Source organism: Streptomyces sp. R302 (assembly GCF_012927245.1).
In the GTDB taxonomy this organism is placed as follows: Bacteria; Actinomycetota; Actinomycetes; order Streptomycetales; family Streptomycetaceae; genus Streptomyces.
Window position 1 is genome coordinate 14206 of record NZ_JABBGE010000003.1, and the last position, 14282, is coordinate 28487.

Consider the following 14282-nt stretch of genomic DNA (forward strand, 5'->3'; position numbering starts at 1 on the left):
TTACCCGATCCCCGCACACTTGACCGGTCTGACCGTCTTGACCTGCGGTGGTGCGGCCGGATTCCATGCGAAGACGCGTATGGTCACTCTGTGTATCACGGAGGGTGACTCCGGGCAATGATTGTCGTTGTTGCACTCTTGGGGCCGCGTCGGGCGGGCACCGTTTCCGGGCGGGAGCACCCCGCCTAGACTGGCGCCCCTGGGCGTACTGCCAGGAGCCGAGGGGTGGTTGACGGTGCGTAGGGCGGGCAAGGCGTGGCTGCTGACCGGCGGGGCCTTCGGGCTCTGCGCCGGCTTCCTGGCCCTGCTGCTGGTCGGTACGTACGCGGCGGCTGCCGGCATCCTCGGCGGCGCGGGCACGGCGGCGACGGGCACGGTGGCGCTCGCCAAGGGCTCGGTGCCGGCGATGTACCAGGGGCTGGTGCAGAAGTGGGGCAACCTCTGCCCGGCCATCAACCCGGCGCTCCTCGCGGCGCAGCTGTACCAGGAGAGCGGCTGGAACCCGAGGGCGGTGTCGCCGGCCGACGCGCGGGGCATCGCGCAGTTCATCCCCGGCACGTGGGCGAGCCACGGGATCGACGGGGACGGGGACGGCGACCGGGACATCTGGGACCCGAAGGACGCGATCCCCTCGGCCGCCTCGTACGACTGCGCGCTGGCCGGTTACGTGAAGAAGGTGCCGGGCGACCCGGCGAGCAACATGCTGGCGGCGTACAACGCCGGCGCCTACGCGGTCATCAAGTACGGGGGCGTCCCGCCGTACCGCGAGACGCGGAACTACGTGCGGATCATCCGGTCCCTGGAGAAGAGCTTCGCCCGGCCGCAGGGCCGGCTCGCCCCCTCGCAGCAGGCGGCCGGCGCCATCCACTACGCGCAGGGCAAGCTGGGCACGCCCTATCTGTGGGGCGGCACCGGCACGGCGGCGCAGGGCGGGCGGTTCGACTGCTCGGGCCTGACCCAGGCCGCGTACGACGCGGTGGGGATCCAGCTGCCGCGCGTCGCCAACGACCAGTACAACGCGGGCCCGCATCCGAGCCGCGAGGAGCTGCTCCCCGGCGACCTCGTCTTCTTCTCCGACGACCTGACGAACTCTCGGGCGATCCGACATGTCGGCATCTATGTGGGCGGCGGCTACATGATCGACGCCCCCCGCACCGGGGCCGTGATCCGCTTCGACCGCATCGACACGCCCGACTACTTCGGGGCCACCCGGGTCACCGAGGACGGCGCCGCCGCGCTGCCGACCCGTCCGCCCGGGCGGCAGGCCTGAACTGACGGTCCGCCCGTACGGGACTCTCCGTCAGGCACGGGCCCTGGCCTGCGGGGGAGCATCGCTCTTCGGTAACGTCATCATGATCAAGCGGGTCCGGCGGAACGACTCCCTCAGCGGGTTCGTTCCCCCTCCGACGACACGAGAGCAAGGGGCCGCGGCAGATGGCTGAACTCGCATCGGACGGCTCCAGTCCCGATGTCGCGCTGCTGTACGACATCAACGGGCTGGCGAAGGCCGCTCCCCCGTGGTTCGACCGGGTCATGGAGTTCACCGGCGAGTACGGGATCATGCTCGCGCTGGTCCTCGTGACGCTCTGGTGCTGGTGGAGCGTCCGCCGGCGCGGTGCCCTCGCCGACTCCGTCTCGGCCGTCGCCGGGATCGTCTGGGCGCCGCTCGCGGCCGGCGTCGCCCTCCTCGTCAACATCCCCATCCGCGGCTTCGTCGAGCGCCCCCGCCCCTTCGAGGACCACGACGGCCTGGAGGTCCTGGTCGGGGGGAAGACGGACTACTCCTTCGTCAGCGACCACGCCACGATGGCGATGGCGATCGCCGTCGCCCTCTTCGTCGCCCACCGCCGCTTCGGACTCGTCGCCATCGGCCTCGCCCTCGCCGAGGGCTTCGCCCGCGTCTACATGGGCGTCCACTACCCCACCGACGTCCTCGGCGGCCTCGCCCTCGGCACCGCCGTCGCCCTGCTCCTCGCCCCGCTGACGCTCGCGCTGCTGACCCCGCTGATGTCCGCCGTCGCCCGCTCCCACCGCGCCGGCCGGCTGGTCCGCTCCCGCCGGGCCGGGACGGCCGCGGCCGGCCGCCCGGAGGCCGTCGGCATCCCCGAACCCCGCGTCGGAGGCCCGGCCGAGGACGACCGCGGCGAGCGGGGCCTCGCCGCCTAGGGCGTGGTCTCCCCGCCGGCCGCCGCGCCCGCGTGGTCGGTGGCGTCGGTGCGGGCGCGGTCCCGGGAGCGGCGGGCCGGGCCGGTCCAGCCGCAGGTGCAGCGGGCCAGCGCGAAGGAGCCGCGCTCCGTGGTCGTGGTGTGATGCGGGCCGGTCGCCGACTGCTCGTGCACGCCCCCCACCGTACTGCGCGTGACGGCTCGCCCGTGCCGTCGTTATCCGCATCGGGAATCCAGGCTTTTGGGGGTCGACGGGCGATGGTGGTGCAGCGGTACCGGCTTCCGCGAGGCATCGGCGGCGGAGCGCTCGCCGTCACCGCGTCCCTGGTCGCCGCGGCGGTCACCGGCTGCGCCGCCCCCGAGGAGCCGGCGCCGCCGCCGGACCCGGTCGGCACCGTGCGGGGCGCCGCCGACGTCCTGGTCAGGGCCGGCACCTCCAAGGCGTCGACCGCGATGGAGATGGCCTCCGGCGGCACCCGGGTCACCATCCGCGGCGAGGGCGGCTACGACTTCCGCCGCCGCACCGGCCACCTCCGGGTGGTGCTCCCCACGGACGCCTCCGGCGCCAGCCCGCACCGGCCGATCATCGAGCTCCTCACCCCCGGCGCCCTCTACATGAAGAACCGCGGCGCGGGCGTCCCCGCCGACAAGTGGGTACGGGTCGACACCACCACCCTCGACGACGGGAACCTCGTCACCGGCGGGGCCACCGATCCCGGCGCGGCGGCCGAGCTGCTGCGCGGCGCGCGGGAGGTCACGTACGTGGGGGAGACCGAGCTGGCGGGGGTGAAGGTCCGGCACTACCGGGGCGTCGCCGACATCGCGGCGGCCGCGAAGGTCGCCGCGCCGCAGCTGCGGGGCGCGCTCGCCGCGGCGGCGAAAGGGTTCTCCACCGACGCCGTGCCCTTCGAGGCGTATCTCGACGGGGACGGCCGGCTGCGGAAGGTCCGCCACCGGTTCAGCTTCCGCAACCAGGGGCGGACGGTCGACGTCTCCTCGACGACGCTGCTGTACGGCTTCGGGACGCGGGTCCTGGTGACCCTGCCGCACGGGCGGGACATCTACGCGGGCAAGGTCGAGGTCTGAGGGGTCCGGACCATCGCCAAATGGTCCGTCCGTGTCATGCGCGGCCGGTGGCCCGATCCGTACGCTGGGACACCGACTCCGTCCGGAAGAGGGTGAAGGCGCGTGGCCCCGCTCGGTACCGCAACCGCAACCGCGATCGCCGACCCCGACGGCGTCGCCCTCGCCGAGATAGAGCTGTGCGGCGAACTGATCATCGCCGCCTCGGCCGCGGACGGGGAACGGCTCAGCGCCGACCTGATCGACGAGGTGCTCCGGGTCGAACCGGCCGGCTGAGCGCGTCGCGGGCGCGGGGTTCAGGTGCGGAGCATCCGGCCGATCGCCTTCGTGGCCTCCTCGACCTTGGCGTCGAGGTCGCCGCCGTTGTCCGCCGCGTCCGCCACGCAGTGCCGCAGGTGCTCCTCCAGGAGCTGGAGGGCGAAGGACTGCAGCGCCTTCGTGGAGGCCGAGACCTGGGTGAGTATGTCGATGCAGTAGACGTCCTCGTCGACCATCCGCTGCAGACCGCGGATCTGGCCCTCGATCCGGCGCAGCCGCTTGAGGTGCTCGTCCTTCTGCTTGTGGTAGCCGTGCACCCCGTGGGCGTGGCCGTGGCCGTGGTCGGCCGGCTCGACGGTCTCGACGGTTTCGGGGGTGACCTGGTCCGCCTCGGTGGTCGTCATCGCGTCCTCCCGTTGTCCAGATAAGGGGGTGTATACCCCTCGTGGGTATATGGTACCGATCCCCGCCGTTTGGGGGGCGGGGTCTCGTGCAGATCACTGTGCCTGATGGGCGACACTGAGAGGACGCCGGTTAGCCGTGGCCGGATGATGCGCCTAGCATCAGCCTGACCGAAACCCAGCACCCCGAGGACCTCACGTGCGATTTCGCCTGACCCCCAGGGAGACGAGCTTCTACGACATGTTCGCCGCTTCCGCGGACAACATCGTCACGGGCTCGAAGCTCCTGATGGAACTGCTCGGAGCGGAACCTTCCGCCCGGGCCGAGATCGCGGAGCGGATGCGGGCGGCGGAGCACGCAGGCGACGACGCCACCCACGCGATCTTCCACCAGCTGAACTCCTCCTTCATCACGCCGTTCGACCGTGAGGACATCTACTCCCTCGCGTCGTCCCTCGACGACATCATGGACTTCATGGAGGAGGCCGTCGACCTGGTCGTCCTCTACAACATCGAGGAACTGCCCAAGGGCGTCGAGCAGCAGATCGAGGTCCTGGCCCGGGCGGCGGAGCTGACCGCCGAGGCGATGCCGAACCTGCGGACGATGGACAACCTCACGGAGTACTGGATCGAGGTCAACCGGCTGGAGAACCAGGCCGACCAGATCCACCGCAAGCTGCTCGCGCACCTCTTCAACGGCAAGTACGACGCCATCGAGGTGCTCAAGCTCAAGCAGGTCGTGGACGTGCTGGAAGAGGCGGCCGACGCGTTCGAGCACGTCGCCAACACCGTGGAGACCATCGCGGTCAAGGAGTCCTGAGGCTTCGTGGACACCTTCGCCCTGATCGTGACCATCGGTGTCGCGCTCGGCTTCACGTATACGAACGGCTTCCACGACTCGGCCAACGCGATCGCCACCTCGGTGTCGACGCGGGCGCTGACCCCGCGGGCGGCCCTCGCCATGGCGGCGGTCATGAACCTCGCCGGTGCCTTCATGGGCAGCGGGGTCGCCAAGACGGTCTCCGAGGGGCTCATCGAGACGCCGACCGGCGACAAGGGGATGGGCATCCTCTTCGCCGCGCTCGTCGGCGCGATCATCTGGAACCTGATCACCTGGTACTTCGGTCTGCCGTCCTCCTCCTCGCACGCCCTGTTCGGCGGCATGGTGGGCGCGGCGCTGGCCGGTGGCACCGAGGTGCTGTGGGGCGGCGTCCTGGACAAGGTCGTCATCCCGATGTTCATCTCGCCGGTCGTCGGCCTCATCGCCGGTTACCTGGTGATGTGCGCGATCATGTGGATGTTCCGCCGGGCCAACCCGCACAAGGCCAAGCGCGGCTTCCGCATCGCGCAGACCGTGTCGGCGGCCGGCATGGCGCTCGGCCACGGTCTCCAGGACGCCCAGAAGACGATGGGCATCGTGGTGATGGCCCTGGTCATCGCCGATGTGCAGCAGCAGGGCGACGAGATCCCGGTCTGGGTCAAGATCGCCTGTGCCGTGATGCTCTCGCTGGGTACGTACGCGGGCGGCTGGCGCATCATGCGGACCCTCGGCCGCAAGATCATCGAGCTGGACCCGCCGCAGGGTTTCGCGGCGGAGACGACCGGCGCGTCGATCATGTTCGGCTCGGCGTTCCTGTTCCACGCGCCGATCTCGACCACGCACGTCATCACCTCGGCGATCATGGGCGTCGGCGCGACGAAGCGCGTCAACGCGGTCCGCTGGGGCGTCGCCAAGAACATCATCCTCGGCTGGTTCATCACGATGCCGGCGGCGGCGATCGTCGCGGCGCTGAGCTTCTACGTGGTGCAGCTGTTCTTCGGCTGACGGCGGGTGCGCCCGGGTATTGCTGGGGGTCCGGGGGTCGTCCCCCGGGGGATGCGGTATCACGATGCCGGCGGCGGCGATCGTCGCGGCGCTGAGCTTCTACGTGGTGCAGCTGTTCTTCGGCTGACGGCCGGGCATCCGGGCGGAAGCAAATGGTCGGGCCCGGCTCCCCTCAGGGGAGCCGGGCCCTTTCGTCTCACGGTGGCACCGCCATGCAGCACCGCAGACGCCACGCGGCGGAGCCGCATGGTCGATGGGCTATCCGAAGCGGCCGGAGATGTAGTCCTCGGTCGCCTGGACGCTCGGGTTGGAGAAGATGCGCTCGGTGTCGTCCAGCTCGATGAGCTTGCCGGGCTGGCCGACCGCCGCCAGGTTGAAGAAGGCGGTGCGGTCCGAGACGCGGGCGGCCTGCTGCATGTTGTGCGTCACGATGACGATCGTGAAGCGCTCCTTCAGCTCGCCGATCAGGTCCTCGATCGCGAGGGTCGAGATCGGGTCGAGGGCCGAGCAGGGCTCGTCCATGAGCAGGACGTCCGGCTCGACCGCGATGGCGCGGGCGATGCACAGGCGCTGCTGCTGGCCGCCGGAGAGGCCGGAGCCCGGCTTGTTGAGGCGGTCCTTGACCTCGTTCCACAGGTTCGCGCCCTTGAGGGAGCGCTCCACGATGTCGGCGAGCTCGGACTTCTTGTACGAGCCGTTCAGCCGCAGGCCCGCCGCCACGTTGTCGAAGATCGACATGGTGGGGAAGGGGTTGGGGCGCTGGAACACCATGCCGACGGTGCGGCGCACGGCGACCGGGTCGACACCGGAGCCGTACAGGTTCTCGTCGTCCAGCATCACCTTGCCCTCGACGCGGCCACCGGGGGTGACCTCGTGCATGCGGTTCAGGGTGCGCAGGAAGGTGGACTTGCCGCAGCCGGAGGGGCCGATGAAGGCCGTCACGGAGCGGGGCTCGACGGTCATGGAGATGTCGTCGATCGCCTTGTGGTTGCCGTAGTAGGCGGAGAGGCCGCTGACGTCGATTCGCTTGGCCATAACTAGTTCACTTCCGTTCGGCTCAGCGGCCGGTCTTCGGGGCCTTCCAGCGGGCGATGCCGCGGGCCACCATGTTGAGGATCATGACGAAGGCGATCAGGACGAGCGCTGCGGCCCAGGCGCGGGCCACGGCGGCGTCGGTGCCGACCGCGTACTGCTCGTACACGTAGAGCGGCAGGGAGGACTGGGCGCCTTCGAAGGGGTTCGGGTTGATGAGCTTCGTACCGAACACGAGGAGCAGGACGGGGGCTGTCTCACCGGTGATGCGGGCGACCGCGAGCATGACGCCCGTGGTGATGCCGCCGATCGCGGTGGGGAGGACCACCTTCAGGATCGTGCGCCACTTGGGGACACCGAGGGCGAGGCTCGCCTCGCGGAGCTCGTTCGGGACGAGCTTGAGCATCTCCTCGGTGGAGCGGACGACGACCGGCATCATCAGGATGGCGAGGGCCATCGCGCCGGCGAAACCGGAGGGGCCGAAGCCCAGCATCAGGTTCCAGGTGGCGAGGATGAAGAGGCCGGCGACGATCGACGGGATGCCCGTCATGACGTCGACGAAGAAGGTGACCGCCTTGGCGAGCTTCCCGGTGCCGTACTCGACCAGGTAGACCGCGGTGAGCAGGCCGATCGGGGCGGCGATCAGGGTCGCGATGCCGACCTGCTCGATGGTGCCGAGGAGGGCGTGGTAGACGCCGCCGCCGGGCTCGACGTCGAGGACGCCGTTCATCGAGTGGCTGAGGAAGTACCCGTCGAGGACTTCCATGCCCTTGCTGATCGTCACCCAGGCCAGCGACAGCAGCGGGACGACGGCGAGGACGAAGCAGACCCAGACGAGGCTGGTGGCGACGCGGTCCTTGGCCTGGCGGGCGCCCTCCACCTTGGTGGTGACGGCGTAGGTGACCAGGACGAAGAGGAGGGCGGAGACCAGACCCCACTGCACCTTGCTGTGCCAGCCGGCGGCGACGCCGATGCCGACGCCGGCGGCGATGGAGCCGGCCGCGACGGCGAGCGGGGTCCAGCGCGGGAGGCGGGCGTGGGAGAGGGGGCCGCGGGGCTTGGCGAACGCGACCGGGCGTTCCTGGACGGCGTGGCTCATGCGTTGGCCCCCGAGTACTCCTTGCGGCGGGCGATGATCCACCGGGCCGCGCCGTTGACCAGCAGGGTGATGACGAAGAGGACGAGACCGGAGGCGATCAGCGCGTCCCGGCCGAACTCGTTGGCCTCGTTGAACTTCGCGGCGATGTTCTGGGCGAAGGTGCCGCCGCCCGGGTCGAGCAGGTGGCCGGAGAGCAGGAAGCTGGGGGAGAGGACGACGGCGACGGCCATGGTCTCGCCGAGCGCGCGGCCGAGGCCGAGCATCGAGGCGGAGATGATGCCGGAGCGGCCGAAGGGCAGGACGGCCATGCGGACGACCTCCCAGCGCGTGGCGCCGAGGGCGAGCGCGGCCTCCTCGTGCATCTTCGGGGCCTGGAGGAAGACCTCGCGGGTCACGTTGGTGATGATCGGGAGGATCATGATCGCCAGCAGGATGCCCACGGTGAAGAGGTTGCGGGCGACGCCGTCGGCGGACTTGTCGAAGATGTACGTCCAGCCGAGGTACTGGTCGAGCCACTGGTTGAGGCCGTCCAGGTACGGGACCAGGAAGATCGCGCCCCAGAGGCCGTAGATGATGCTGGGCACGGCGGCGAGCAGGTCGACCACGTACGCGAGCGGCTTGGCCAGCTTGCGCGGGGCGTAGTGCGAGATGAAGAGCGCGATGCCGATCGCGACGGGCACGGCGATCGCCATGGCGATGACCGAGGAGACGATCGTGCCGAAGGCGAGGACGGCGATGCCGAAGACCGGCGGGTCGCCGGCCGGGTTCCACTCGAAGGTGGTGAAGAAGTTGGCGCTGTCCTCCGAGACGGCGAGGACGGTGCGGTAGGTCAGGAAGACCGCGATCGCGGCCATGATGACGAGCAGGGTGATGCCGGAGCCCTTGGAGAGGCCGCTGAAGACGCGGTCCCCGGGGCGGGCCGCGCTCTTGGCGCGCCGGCTCCTGTTCTTCTCTACGGCGGGTGGTGTCGTGGTAACCATCGGTTTCTCCGGTCTGCGGAGCCGTACGGGGTACGGGCTCCTGGCGGCGGTGCACCGGATGCCGGGGGCGGCCCTCCACGGGAGGTGAGGGGCCGCCCCCGGCCGGGGGTCAGGACAGGGTCGGGACGATCTGGCGGACCTTGGCGGCGATCTCGGCCGGCATCGGCGCGTAGTCGGCGTCGGCGAGGACCTTCTGGCCCTCCTCGCTGATGGCGTAGTTGAGGAACGCCTTCAGGGTCGGCAGGGTCTCCGCCTTGTTGCCCTTGTCGCAGGCGATCTCGTACGTCACGAGGACGATCGGGTACGCGCCCTCGGCCTTGGTGGCGTAGTCGAGGGAGAGGGCCAGGTCGTTGCCGGTGCCCTTGATCTTGGCGGCGGCGATGGCCTTGGAGGCGTTCTCCGTGGTGGCGGCGACCGGGGCGGAGGCGCCGGTGCTGACGCTGACCGTGGAGATCTTGTTGGCGGTGGCGTAGGAGAGCTCGAAGTAGCCGATGGAGCCCTCGGCGTCCTTGACCGCGGTGGCGACACCGGAGGAGCCGTTGGCGGCCTGGCCACCCTGCGCCGGCCACGACTTCGCCTTCGGGTCGTGCTTCCAGTCGGCCGGGGCGGCGGTGGAGAGGTACTTGCCCAGGTTCTGGGTGGTGCCGGACTCGTCCGAGCGGTGGAACGCCTGGATGGTGGAGTCGGGGAGCTTGGCGCCCGGGTTCAGCTTGGCGATCGCCGGGTCGTTCCACTTGGTGATCTTGTTGTCGAAGATCTTGGCGAGGGTGGGGGCGTCCAGGACGAGGTTGTCGACGCCCTCCAGCTTGTAGCCGATGGCGACGGGGCCGCCGACCATGGGCAGGTTGACGCCGGTGCCGCCCTTGCAGATCTTCTTCGACTCGGCGACCTCTTCGTCCTTCAGGGCGGAGTCGGAGCCCGCGAAGGCGACCTGGCCCTGGTTGAACTTGGTGATGCCACCGCCGGAGCCGATGGACTGGTAGTTGACCTCGACACCGTCACAGGCGGCCTGGAAGTTCTTGACCCAGAGGTCCATCGCGTTCTTCTGCGCGCTGGAGCCCGCGGCGAGCAGCTGACCCTTGGCGTCGTCGCACTTGATGTTCGACGCGGCGGCCGAGGTCTGCTTGCCACCGCTCTTGGTGGGCTCGTTGTTGTCGTCCGAGCCACACGCCGACAGGACCAGCGCACCGGAGACGACGAGGGCACCGATCGCGGAGGCGCGAAGCCCGTTCTTGCGCGAAAGCTTCACTTTCGGGGGTTCCTTCCAGAGGCCGCCGTGGTTCGGACCGGGTGTCCGTCGCTTCGAGGGCGGCGCGTGTCGGGTTGTCCGGTGCATCGTCAGGCTCCGTGCACCGCGTAAGGCCGAAATTAGGCAGATCAGGTGAAGCGGCCAGCCGTGGAGAGTGAACGCGAGGTGAACCGTGCCGTAAGCCACGGTGCGGCCGGGCACGGGGTGCCGCGGCGGGGTGGCGCGGGGTGCCGGTGCCGATGGGCGGGCTGCCGTCTAGCGGACGTCGGGTGGCTGACGGTCCGGGGGCGTCGCCCCCGTGAGGAGGGCGTCGAGCAGCTCGCGGTCGCGGTGCCGGGTCAGGCGGGTGCGGGCCGCGGGGGGTGCCAGCCAGTGCAGGCGGTCGACCTCGCGGCCGGGCACGAAGGCGCCGTCGAGGGCGCGGGCCGCCCAGTAGGCGACCTCCTTGGGGCGGCCCGCGACCGGGTAGCGGACGGTGGGGAGGCGGGCGCCCAGCTCGCAGCGGTGGCCGGTCTCCTCCAGGACCTCGCGCAGGGCGCAGTCCTCGGCGCTCTCGCCGCGCTTGCGCTTCCCCTTCGGGTGGGACCAGTCGTCCCACTTCGGGCGGTGGACGAGCGCGATCTCGATGCCGTGCCCGGCCGGCGACGGGCGCCACAGGACGCAGCCGGCGGCCAGGACGGGCTCCGGGGCCGGAGCCCGGGACGGCTCCGGTCCCTCGGCCGGGTCCGGGGCGGTCATGGGACGGGGGCGGCGGCCGTGTGCCAGATGCGTTGGAAGGCGAAGCGGGCGGCTTCGACCTCGTGGCGCTGGTCGGCATGGAGGACTCCGAGGGCGTACGCGGTGGCCGGGGCGATCCGGGGGGTGCGGGCCGCGGCGGCGGCGGCCGCGGCTGCCTCGGCGGCGTCGCGGTGCCGGTCCAGGGCGCGGGCCGCCTCGTACAGCGGGGCGTCCGGCTCCGAGCCGAGGGCCGTGACCTCGGTGGCGTACCGGTGGAGGCGGAGCAGCAGCCGGGTGTGGTGCCAGGGCGCGTCCTGGTTCTCGCCCGCCGCCAGGGCCAGCGCCTCCGCGTTGTACGGGTGGGCGGCGCGGGTCAGCGGCAGCGCGTCGACCGCGTCGAGGAGGCGCCGGCGGGCGACCGAGGCGGAGGCGTCGAGCACCTCGGGGGCGGGGGCCGCGCCCGCCGGGCCGAGCGGCACCTCGGAGGCGAGCAGGGCGACGGCGTCGGCGAGCGCGTGGAAGCGGGAGGAGCCGAGGGCCTGGAGGGCCGCCGAGTGGGCGCGGGTCCTGGCCAGGGTGAGCTGCCGTTCCAGGAGGGCGCCGGCCCGGGCGGCGCCGACGGTGAGCCCTGCGCCCTCCGAGCCGCGGGCGGCCGGCACCGGGCCCGGCCCGCCGGCCAGCCGGTTCAGCGCGTCCATCAGCCGGACGAGCCGGGAGGTGGCCGCCTGTTCCTGGGCGAGGGTGCCGGAGAGCCAGGCCAGCTCGGTCCTGAGCTGGTCGGCCCAGGCGGTGTCGAGCAGCGGCCGGAAGGTGTGCAGGCTGCCGCTGATGCGCCGGGCGGCGGCCCGCAGCGTACCGGCGGCCTCGTCCGCTCCGGAGGTGTCCGCGCCGCTCTCGCCGTGCTGCCGCAGGCCGCGGAGGAAGTCCGCGGCCCGGGCGTGCAGGTAGGGGGCCAGGACCTCGCCCGCGGTCAGGTCCCTCGTCGCCCGCGGGGACTGCGTGGGGTCAGGGTTGTGCACGCCGGCGCCTCCGCGCGTCGATGAGCATCTCCTGCACGTGCCGCAGCGGCTTGCCCTCGGGATCGGTCGCGTGGCGCGTCCAGTTCCCGTCCGGGCCGAGGTGCCAGGAGGAGGTGGTGTCGGACATCCCGGTCTCCAGGAGCCGGGTGAGGGCCGCCCGGTGGGCGGGGTCGGAGACCCGGACCAGGGCCTCGATGCGCCGGTCCAGGTTGCGGTGCATCATGTCGGCGCTGCCGAACCAGACCTCCGGTTCGCCGCCGTTGCCGAAGGCGAAGATCCGGGAGTGCTCCAGGAAGCGGCCGAGGATGGAGCGGACCCGGATGTTCTCCGAGAGGCCGGGGACGCCGGGGCGCACGGCGCAGATGCCGCGGACCCAGATGTCGACCGGGACGCCCGCCTGGGAGGCCCGGTAGCAGGCGTCGATGACGGCCTCGTCGACCATCGAGTTGACCTTGATCTTCACGTACGCCGGCCGGCCCGCCCGGTGGTGGGCGATCTCCTTGGTGATCCGGGAGACGAGCCCGTCGCGCAGCGACTTCGGGGCGGTCAGCAGGCGCCGGTAGGTCTCGCGGCGCGAGTAGCCGGAGAGCCGGTTGAAGAGGTCGGAGAGGTCCGCGCCGACCTGCGGGTCGGCGGTGAGCAGGCCGAGGTCCTCGTAGAGCCGGGCCGTCTTCGGGTGGTAGTTGCCGGTGCCGACGTGCGAGTAGCGGCGCAGCAGGTCGCCCTCCTGGCGGACCACCAGGGACAGCTTGCAGTGGGTCTTGAGGCCGACGAGGCCGTAGACGACGTGGCAGCCGGCCTCCTCCAGCTTCCGCGCCCACTTGATGTTGGCCTGCTCGTCGAAGCGGGCCTTGATCTCGACGAGGACGAGGACCTGCTTGCCGGACTCGGCCGCGTCGATCAGGGCGTCGACTATGGGGGAGTCGCCGGAGGTCCGGTACAGCGTCTGCTTGATCGCGAGGACGTCCGGGTCGGCCGCCGCCTGCTCCAGGAAGGCCTGGACGGAGGTGGAGAAGGAGTCGTACGGGTGGTGCAGCAGCACGTCCCGCTCGCGCATCGCGGCGAAGACGTCGGGCGCGGACGCGGACTCGACCTCGGCGAGGTCCCGGTGGGTGCCGGCGACGAACTTCGGGTACTTGAGCTCGGGCCGGTCCTGCGAGGCGATCCCGAACAGGCCGGTGAGGTCGAGCGGGCCGGGCAGCGGGTAGACCTCGGCGTCGGAGATCTTCAGCTCGCGCACGAGCAGGTCGAGGACGTACGGGTCGATGGACTCCTCGACCTCCAGGCGGACCGGCGGGCCGAAGCGGCGCCGCATGAGCTCCTTCTCCAGGGCCTGGAGGAGGTTCTCCGCGTCGTCCTCCTCGACCTCCAGGTCCTCGTTCCTGGTCACCCGGAACATGTGGTGCGCCAGCACCTCCATGCCGGGGAACAGCTCCTCCAGGTGCGCCGCGATCACGTCCTCCAGGGGGACGTACCGCTGCGGGGACGCCTCCAGGAAGCGGGAGAGCAGCGGCGGGACCTTGACGCGCGCGAAGTGGCGGTGGCCGCTGACCGGATTGCGTACGACCACGGCGAGGTTGAGGCTCAGGCCCGAGATGTACGGGAAGGGGTGCGCCGGGTCCACGGCGAGCGGGGTGAGGACGGGGAAGATCTGCTGCCGGAAGAGCGTGAAGAGCCGCGCCTGCTCCTTCTCGGTCAGCTCCGGCCAGCGGATCAGGTGGATGCCCTCGTCGGCCAGGGCCGGGGCCACGTCCTGCTGGTAGCAGGCGGCGTGCCGGGCCATCAGCTCGCGCGAACGGGTCCAGATGAGGTCGAGGACCTCGCGGGGCTGGAGGCCGGAGGCGGAGCGGGTGGCGACGCCGGTGGCGATGCGGCGCTTGAGTCCCGCGACGCGGACCATGAAGAACTCGTCGAGGTTCGAGGCGAAGATCGCGAGGAAGTTCGCCCGTTCGAGGAGGGGGGTCGTCGGGTCCTCGGCGAGTTCGAGGACCCGCTCGTTGAAGGCGAGCCAGCTGCGCTCGCGGTCCAGGAAGCGGCCCTGCGGCAGCTCGCGGGAGGCGTCCTCGTCGGCCTCGTACGCGTCGATCTCGGAGTCGAGGTCGGGTTCGAGGTCGCTCCCGGCTCCGCCGTTCACGGCGTGCGGGCGGTGCGCCGCTATGGAACCCAGGGACGGCTGCGGGGACGCGGTGGCGGAGGTCTGGACCGGGACCTCGGCGGGCTGCTGGCTCATGGCCCCATTCTTCCGCGCGAAGGGGGCGTCGGGCGCGTCGGAGCGGGCCGTGGGGGAGGGCAGTCTCCCCTTGGGGAGTCTTCCCGGGGAGGGAGCCCCGCCAGGAGTGATCACGGATCGCTTCATTGCGTGAGCGTCGCAAGCGCGTCTGAATGGCCGGTAACGACGACATGTCGTGCGGGAATCGGGGGCGGGGCCTGTGCCGGGCCCCGCCCCGTTCCCTC

15 protein-coding genes are annotated in these 14282 nt (G+C 71.3%); 6 read left to right on the forward strand and 9 right to left on the reverse strand.

Annotated features, from left to right (window positions below; translation table 11 throughout):
- Nucleotides 1-229 precede the first annotated feature (229 nt).
- Complete coding sequence (locus HHL19_RS09455; RefSeq protein ID WP_277349147.1) at nucleotides 230-1270, forward strand: bifunctional lytic transglycosylase/C40 family peptidase; 1041 nt, start codon at nucleotides 230-232, stop codon at nucleotides 1268-1270.
- A gap of 164 nt (nucleotides 1271-1434) precedes the next feature.
- The gene (locus tag HHL19_RS09460; protein WP_169087676.1) at nucleotides 1435-2166 is read left to right on the forward strand and encodes a phosphatase PAP2 family protein; all 732 of its coding nucleotides are present in this window, start codon (nucleotides 1435-1437) and stop codon (nucleotides 2164-2166) included.
- Here the strand turns inward: HHL19_RS09460 and HHL19_RS09465 are convergent.
- Nucleotides 2163-2339 (reverse strand): hypothetical protein, encoded by a 177-nt coding sequence (locus HHL19_RS09465; protein ID WP_169087678.1) that lies wholly within the window; start codon nucleotides 2337-2339, stop codon nucleotides 2163-2165. The two genes, HHL19_RS09460 and HHL19_RS09465, sit on opposite strands and share 4 nt — an antisense overlap.
- Nucleotides 2340-2423: 84 nt before the next feature.
- On the opposite strand from HHL19_RS09465, the gene HHL19_RS09470 reads away from it, so the two are divergent.
- Together HHL19_RS09470 and HHL19_RS09475 are read left to right on the forward strand one after the other, a co-directional pair.
- Nucleotides 2424-3251 (forward strand): hypothetical protein, encoded by an 828-nt coding sequence (locus HHL19_RS09470; RefSeq protein WP_169087680.1) that lies wholly within the window; start codon nucleotides 2424-2426, stop codon nucleotides 3249-3251.
- Nucleotides 3252-3353: 102 nt separating this feature from the next.
- Nucleotides 3354-3524, forward strand: a complete 171-nt coding sequence (locus HHL19_RS09475) for a hypothetical protein (RefSeq protein ID WP_169087649.1) — start codon at nucleotides 3354-3356, stop codon at nucleotides 3522-3524.
- 20 nt (nucleotides 3525-3544) lie between these two features.
- On the opposite strand, the gene HHL19_RS09480 is transcribed toward HHL19_RS09475, so the two are convergent.
- Nucleotides 3545-3910 carry a metal-sensitive transcriptional regulator gene (locus HHL19_RS09480; RefSeq protein WP_169087682.1) on the reverse strand — a complete coding sequence of 122 codons (366 nt, stop codon included), beginning with the start codon at nucleotides 3908-3910 and terminating at the stop codon, nucleotides 3545-3547.
- 196 nt (nucleotides 3911-4106) lie between these two features.
- Here HHL19_RS09480 and HHL19_RS09485 point away from each other — a divergent pair, with 196 nt between their 5' ends.
- Together HHL19_RS09485 and HHL19_RS09490 are read left to right on the forward strand one after the other, a co-directional pair.
- Nucleotides 4107-4727 carry a DUF47 family protein gene (locus HHL19_RS09485; RefSeq protein ID WP_030495503.1) on the forward strand — a complete coding sequence of 207 codons (621 nt, stop codon included), beginning with the start codon at nucleotides 4107-4109 and terminating at the stop codon, nucleotides 4725-4727.
- Nucleotides 4728-4733: 6 nt separating this feature from the next.
- Nucleotides 4734-5732, forward strand: a complete 999-nt coding sequence (locus HHL19_RS09490) for an inorganic phosphate transporter (protein ID WP_169087684.1) — start codon at nucleotides 4734-4736, stop codon at nucleotides 5730-5732.
- A gap of 258 nt (nucleotides 5733-5990) precedes the next feature.
- Here the strand turns inward: HHL19_RS09490 and pstB are convergent, their stop codons facing one another.
- The 7 genes from pstB to HHL19_RS09525 all read right to left on the reverse strand — a co-directional run bounded on the left by pstB (nucleotide 5991) and on the right by HHL19_RS09525 (nucleotide 14058).
- On the reverse strand, nucleotides 5991-6767 hold the full coding sequence (gene pstB, locus HHL19_RS09495; protein WP_169087686.1) for a phosphate ABC transporter ATP-binding protein PstB: 777 nt from the start codon (nucleotides 6765-6767) through the stop codon (nucleotides 5991-5993).
- A gap of 22 nt (nucleotides 6768-6789) precedes the next feature.
- Nucleotides 6790-7863, reverse strand: a complete 1074-nt coding sequence (gene pstA, locus HHL19_RS09500; RefSeq protein ID WP_169087688.1) for a phosphate ABC transporter permease PstA — start codon at nucleotides 7861-7863, stop codon at nucleotides 6790-6792.
- The gene (gene pstC, locus HHL19_RS09505; protein ID WP_169087690.1) at nucleotides 7860-8843 is read right to left on the reverse strand and encodes a phosphate ABC transporter permease subunit PstC; all 984 of its coding nucleotides are present in this window, start codon (nucleotides 8841-8843) and stop codon (nucleotides 7860-7862) included. Before pstC ends, pstA begins: the two co-directional genes overlap by 4 nt.
- 109 nt (nucleotides 8844-8952) lie before the next feature.
- Nucleotides 8953-10092 (reverse strand): phosphate ABC transporter substrate-binding protein PstS, encoded by a 1140-nt coding sequence (gene pstS / locus HHL19_RS09510; RefSeq protein WP_169087692.1) that lies wholly within the window; start codon nucleotides 10090-10092, stop codon nucleotides 8953-8955.
- A gap of 255 nt (nucleotides 10093-10347) precedes the next feature.
- Nucleotides 10348-10830, reverse strand: a complete 483-nt coding sequence (locus tag HHL19_RS09515; RefSeq protein WP_169087694.1) for an NUDIX hydrolase — start codon at nucleotides 10828-10830, stop codon at nucleotides 10348-10350.
- Nucleotides 10827-11828 carry a CHAD domain-containing protein gene (locus HHL19_RS09520; protein WP_346768268.1) on the reverse strand — a complete coding sequence of 334 codons (1002 nt, stop codon included), beginning with the start codon at nucleotides 11826-11828 and terminating at the stop codon, nucleotides 10827-10829. Before HHL19_RS09520 ends, HHL19_RS09515 begins: the two co-directional genes overlap by 4 nt.
- The gene (locus HHL19_RS09525) at nucleotides 11815-14058 is read right to left on the reverse strand and encodes an RNA degradosome polyphosphate kinase (protein ID WP_169087696.1); all 2244 of its coding nucleotides are present in this window, start codon (nucleotides 14056-14058) and stop codon (nucleotides 11815-11817) included. Before HHL19_RS09525 ends, HHL19_RS09520 begins: the two co-directional genes overlap by 14 nt.
- Nucleotides 14059-14282 lie beyond the last annotated feature (224 nt).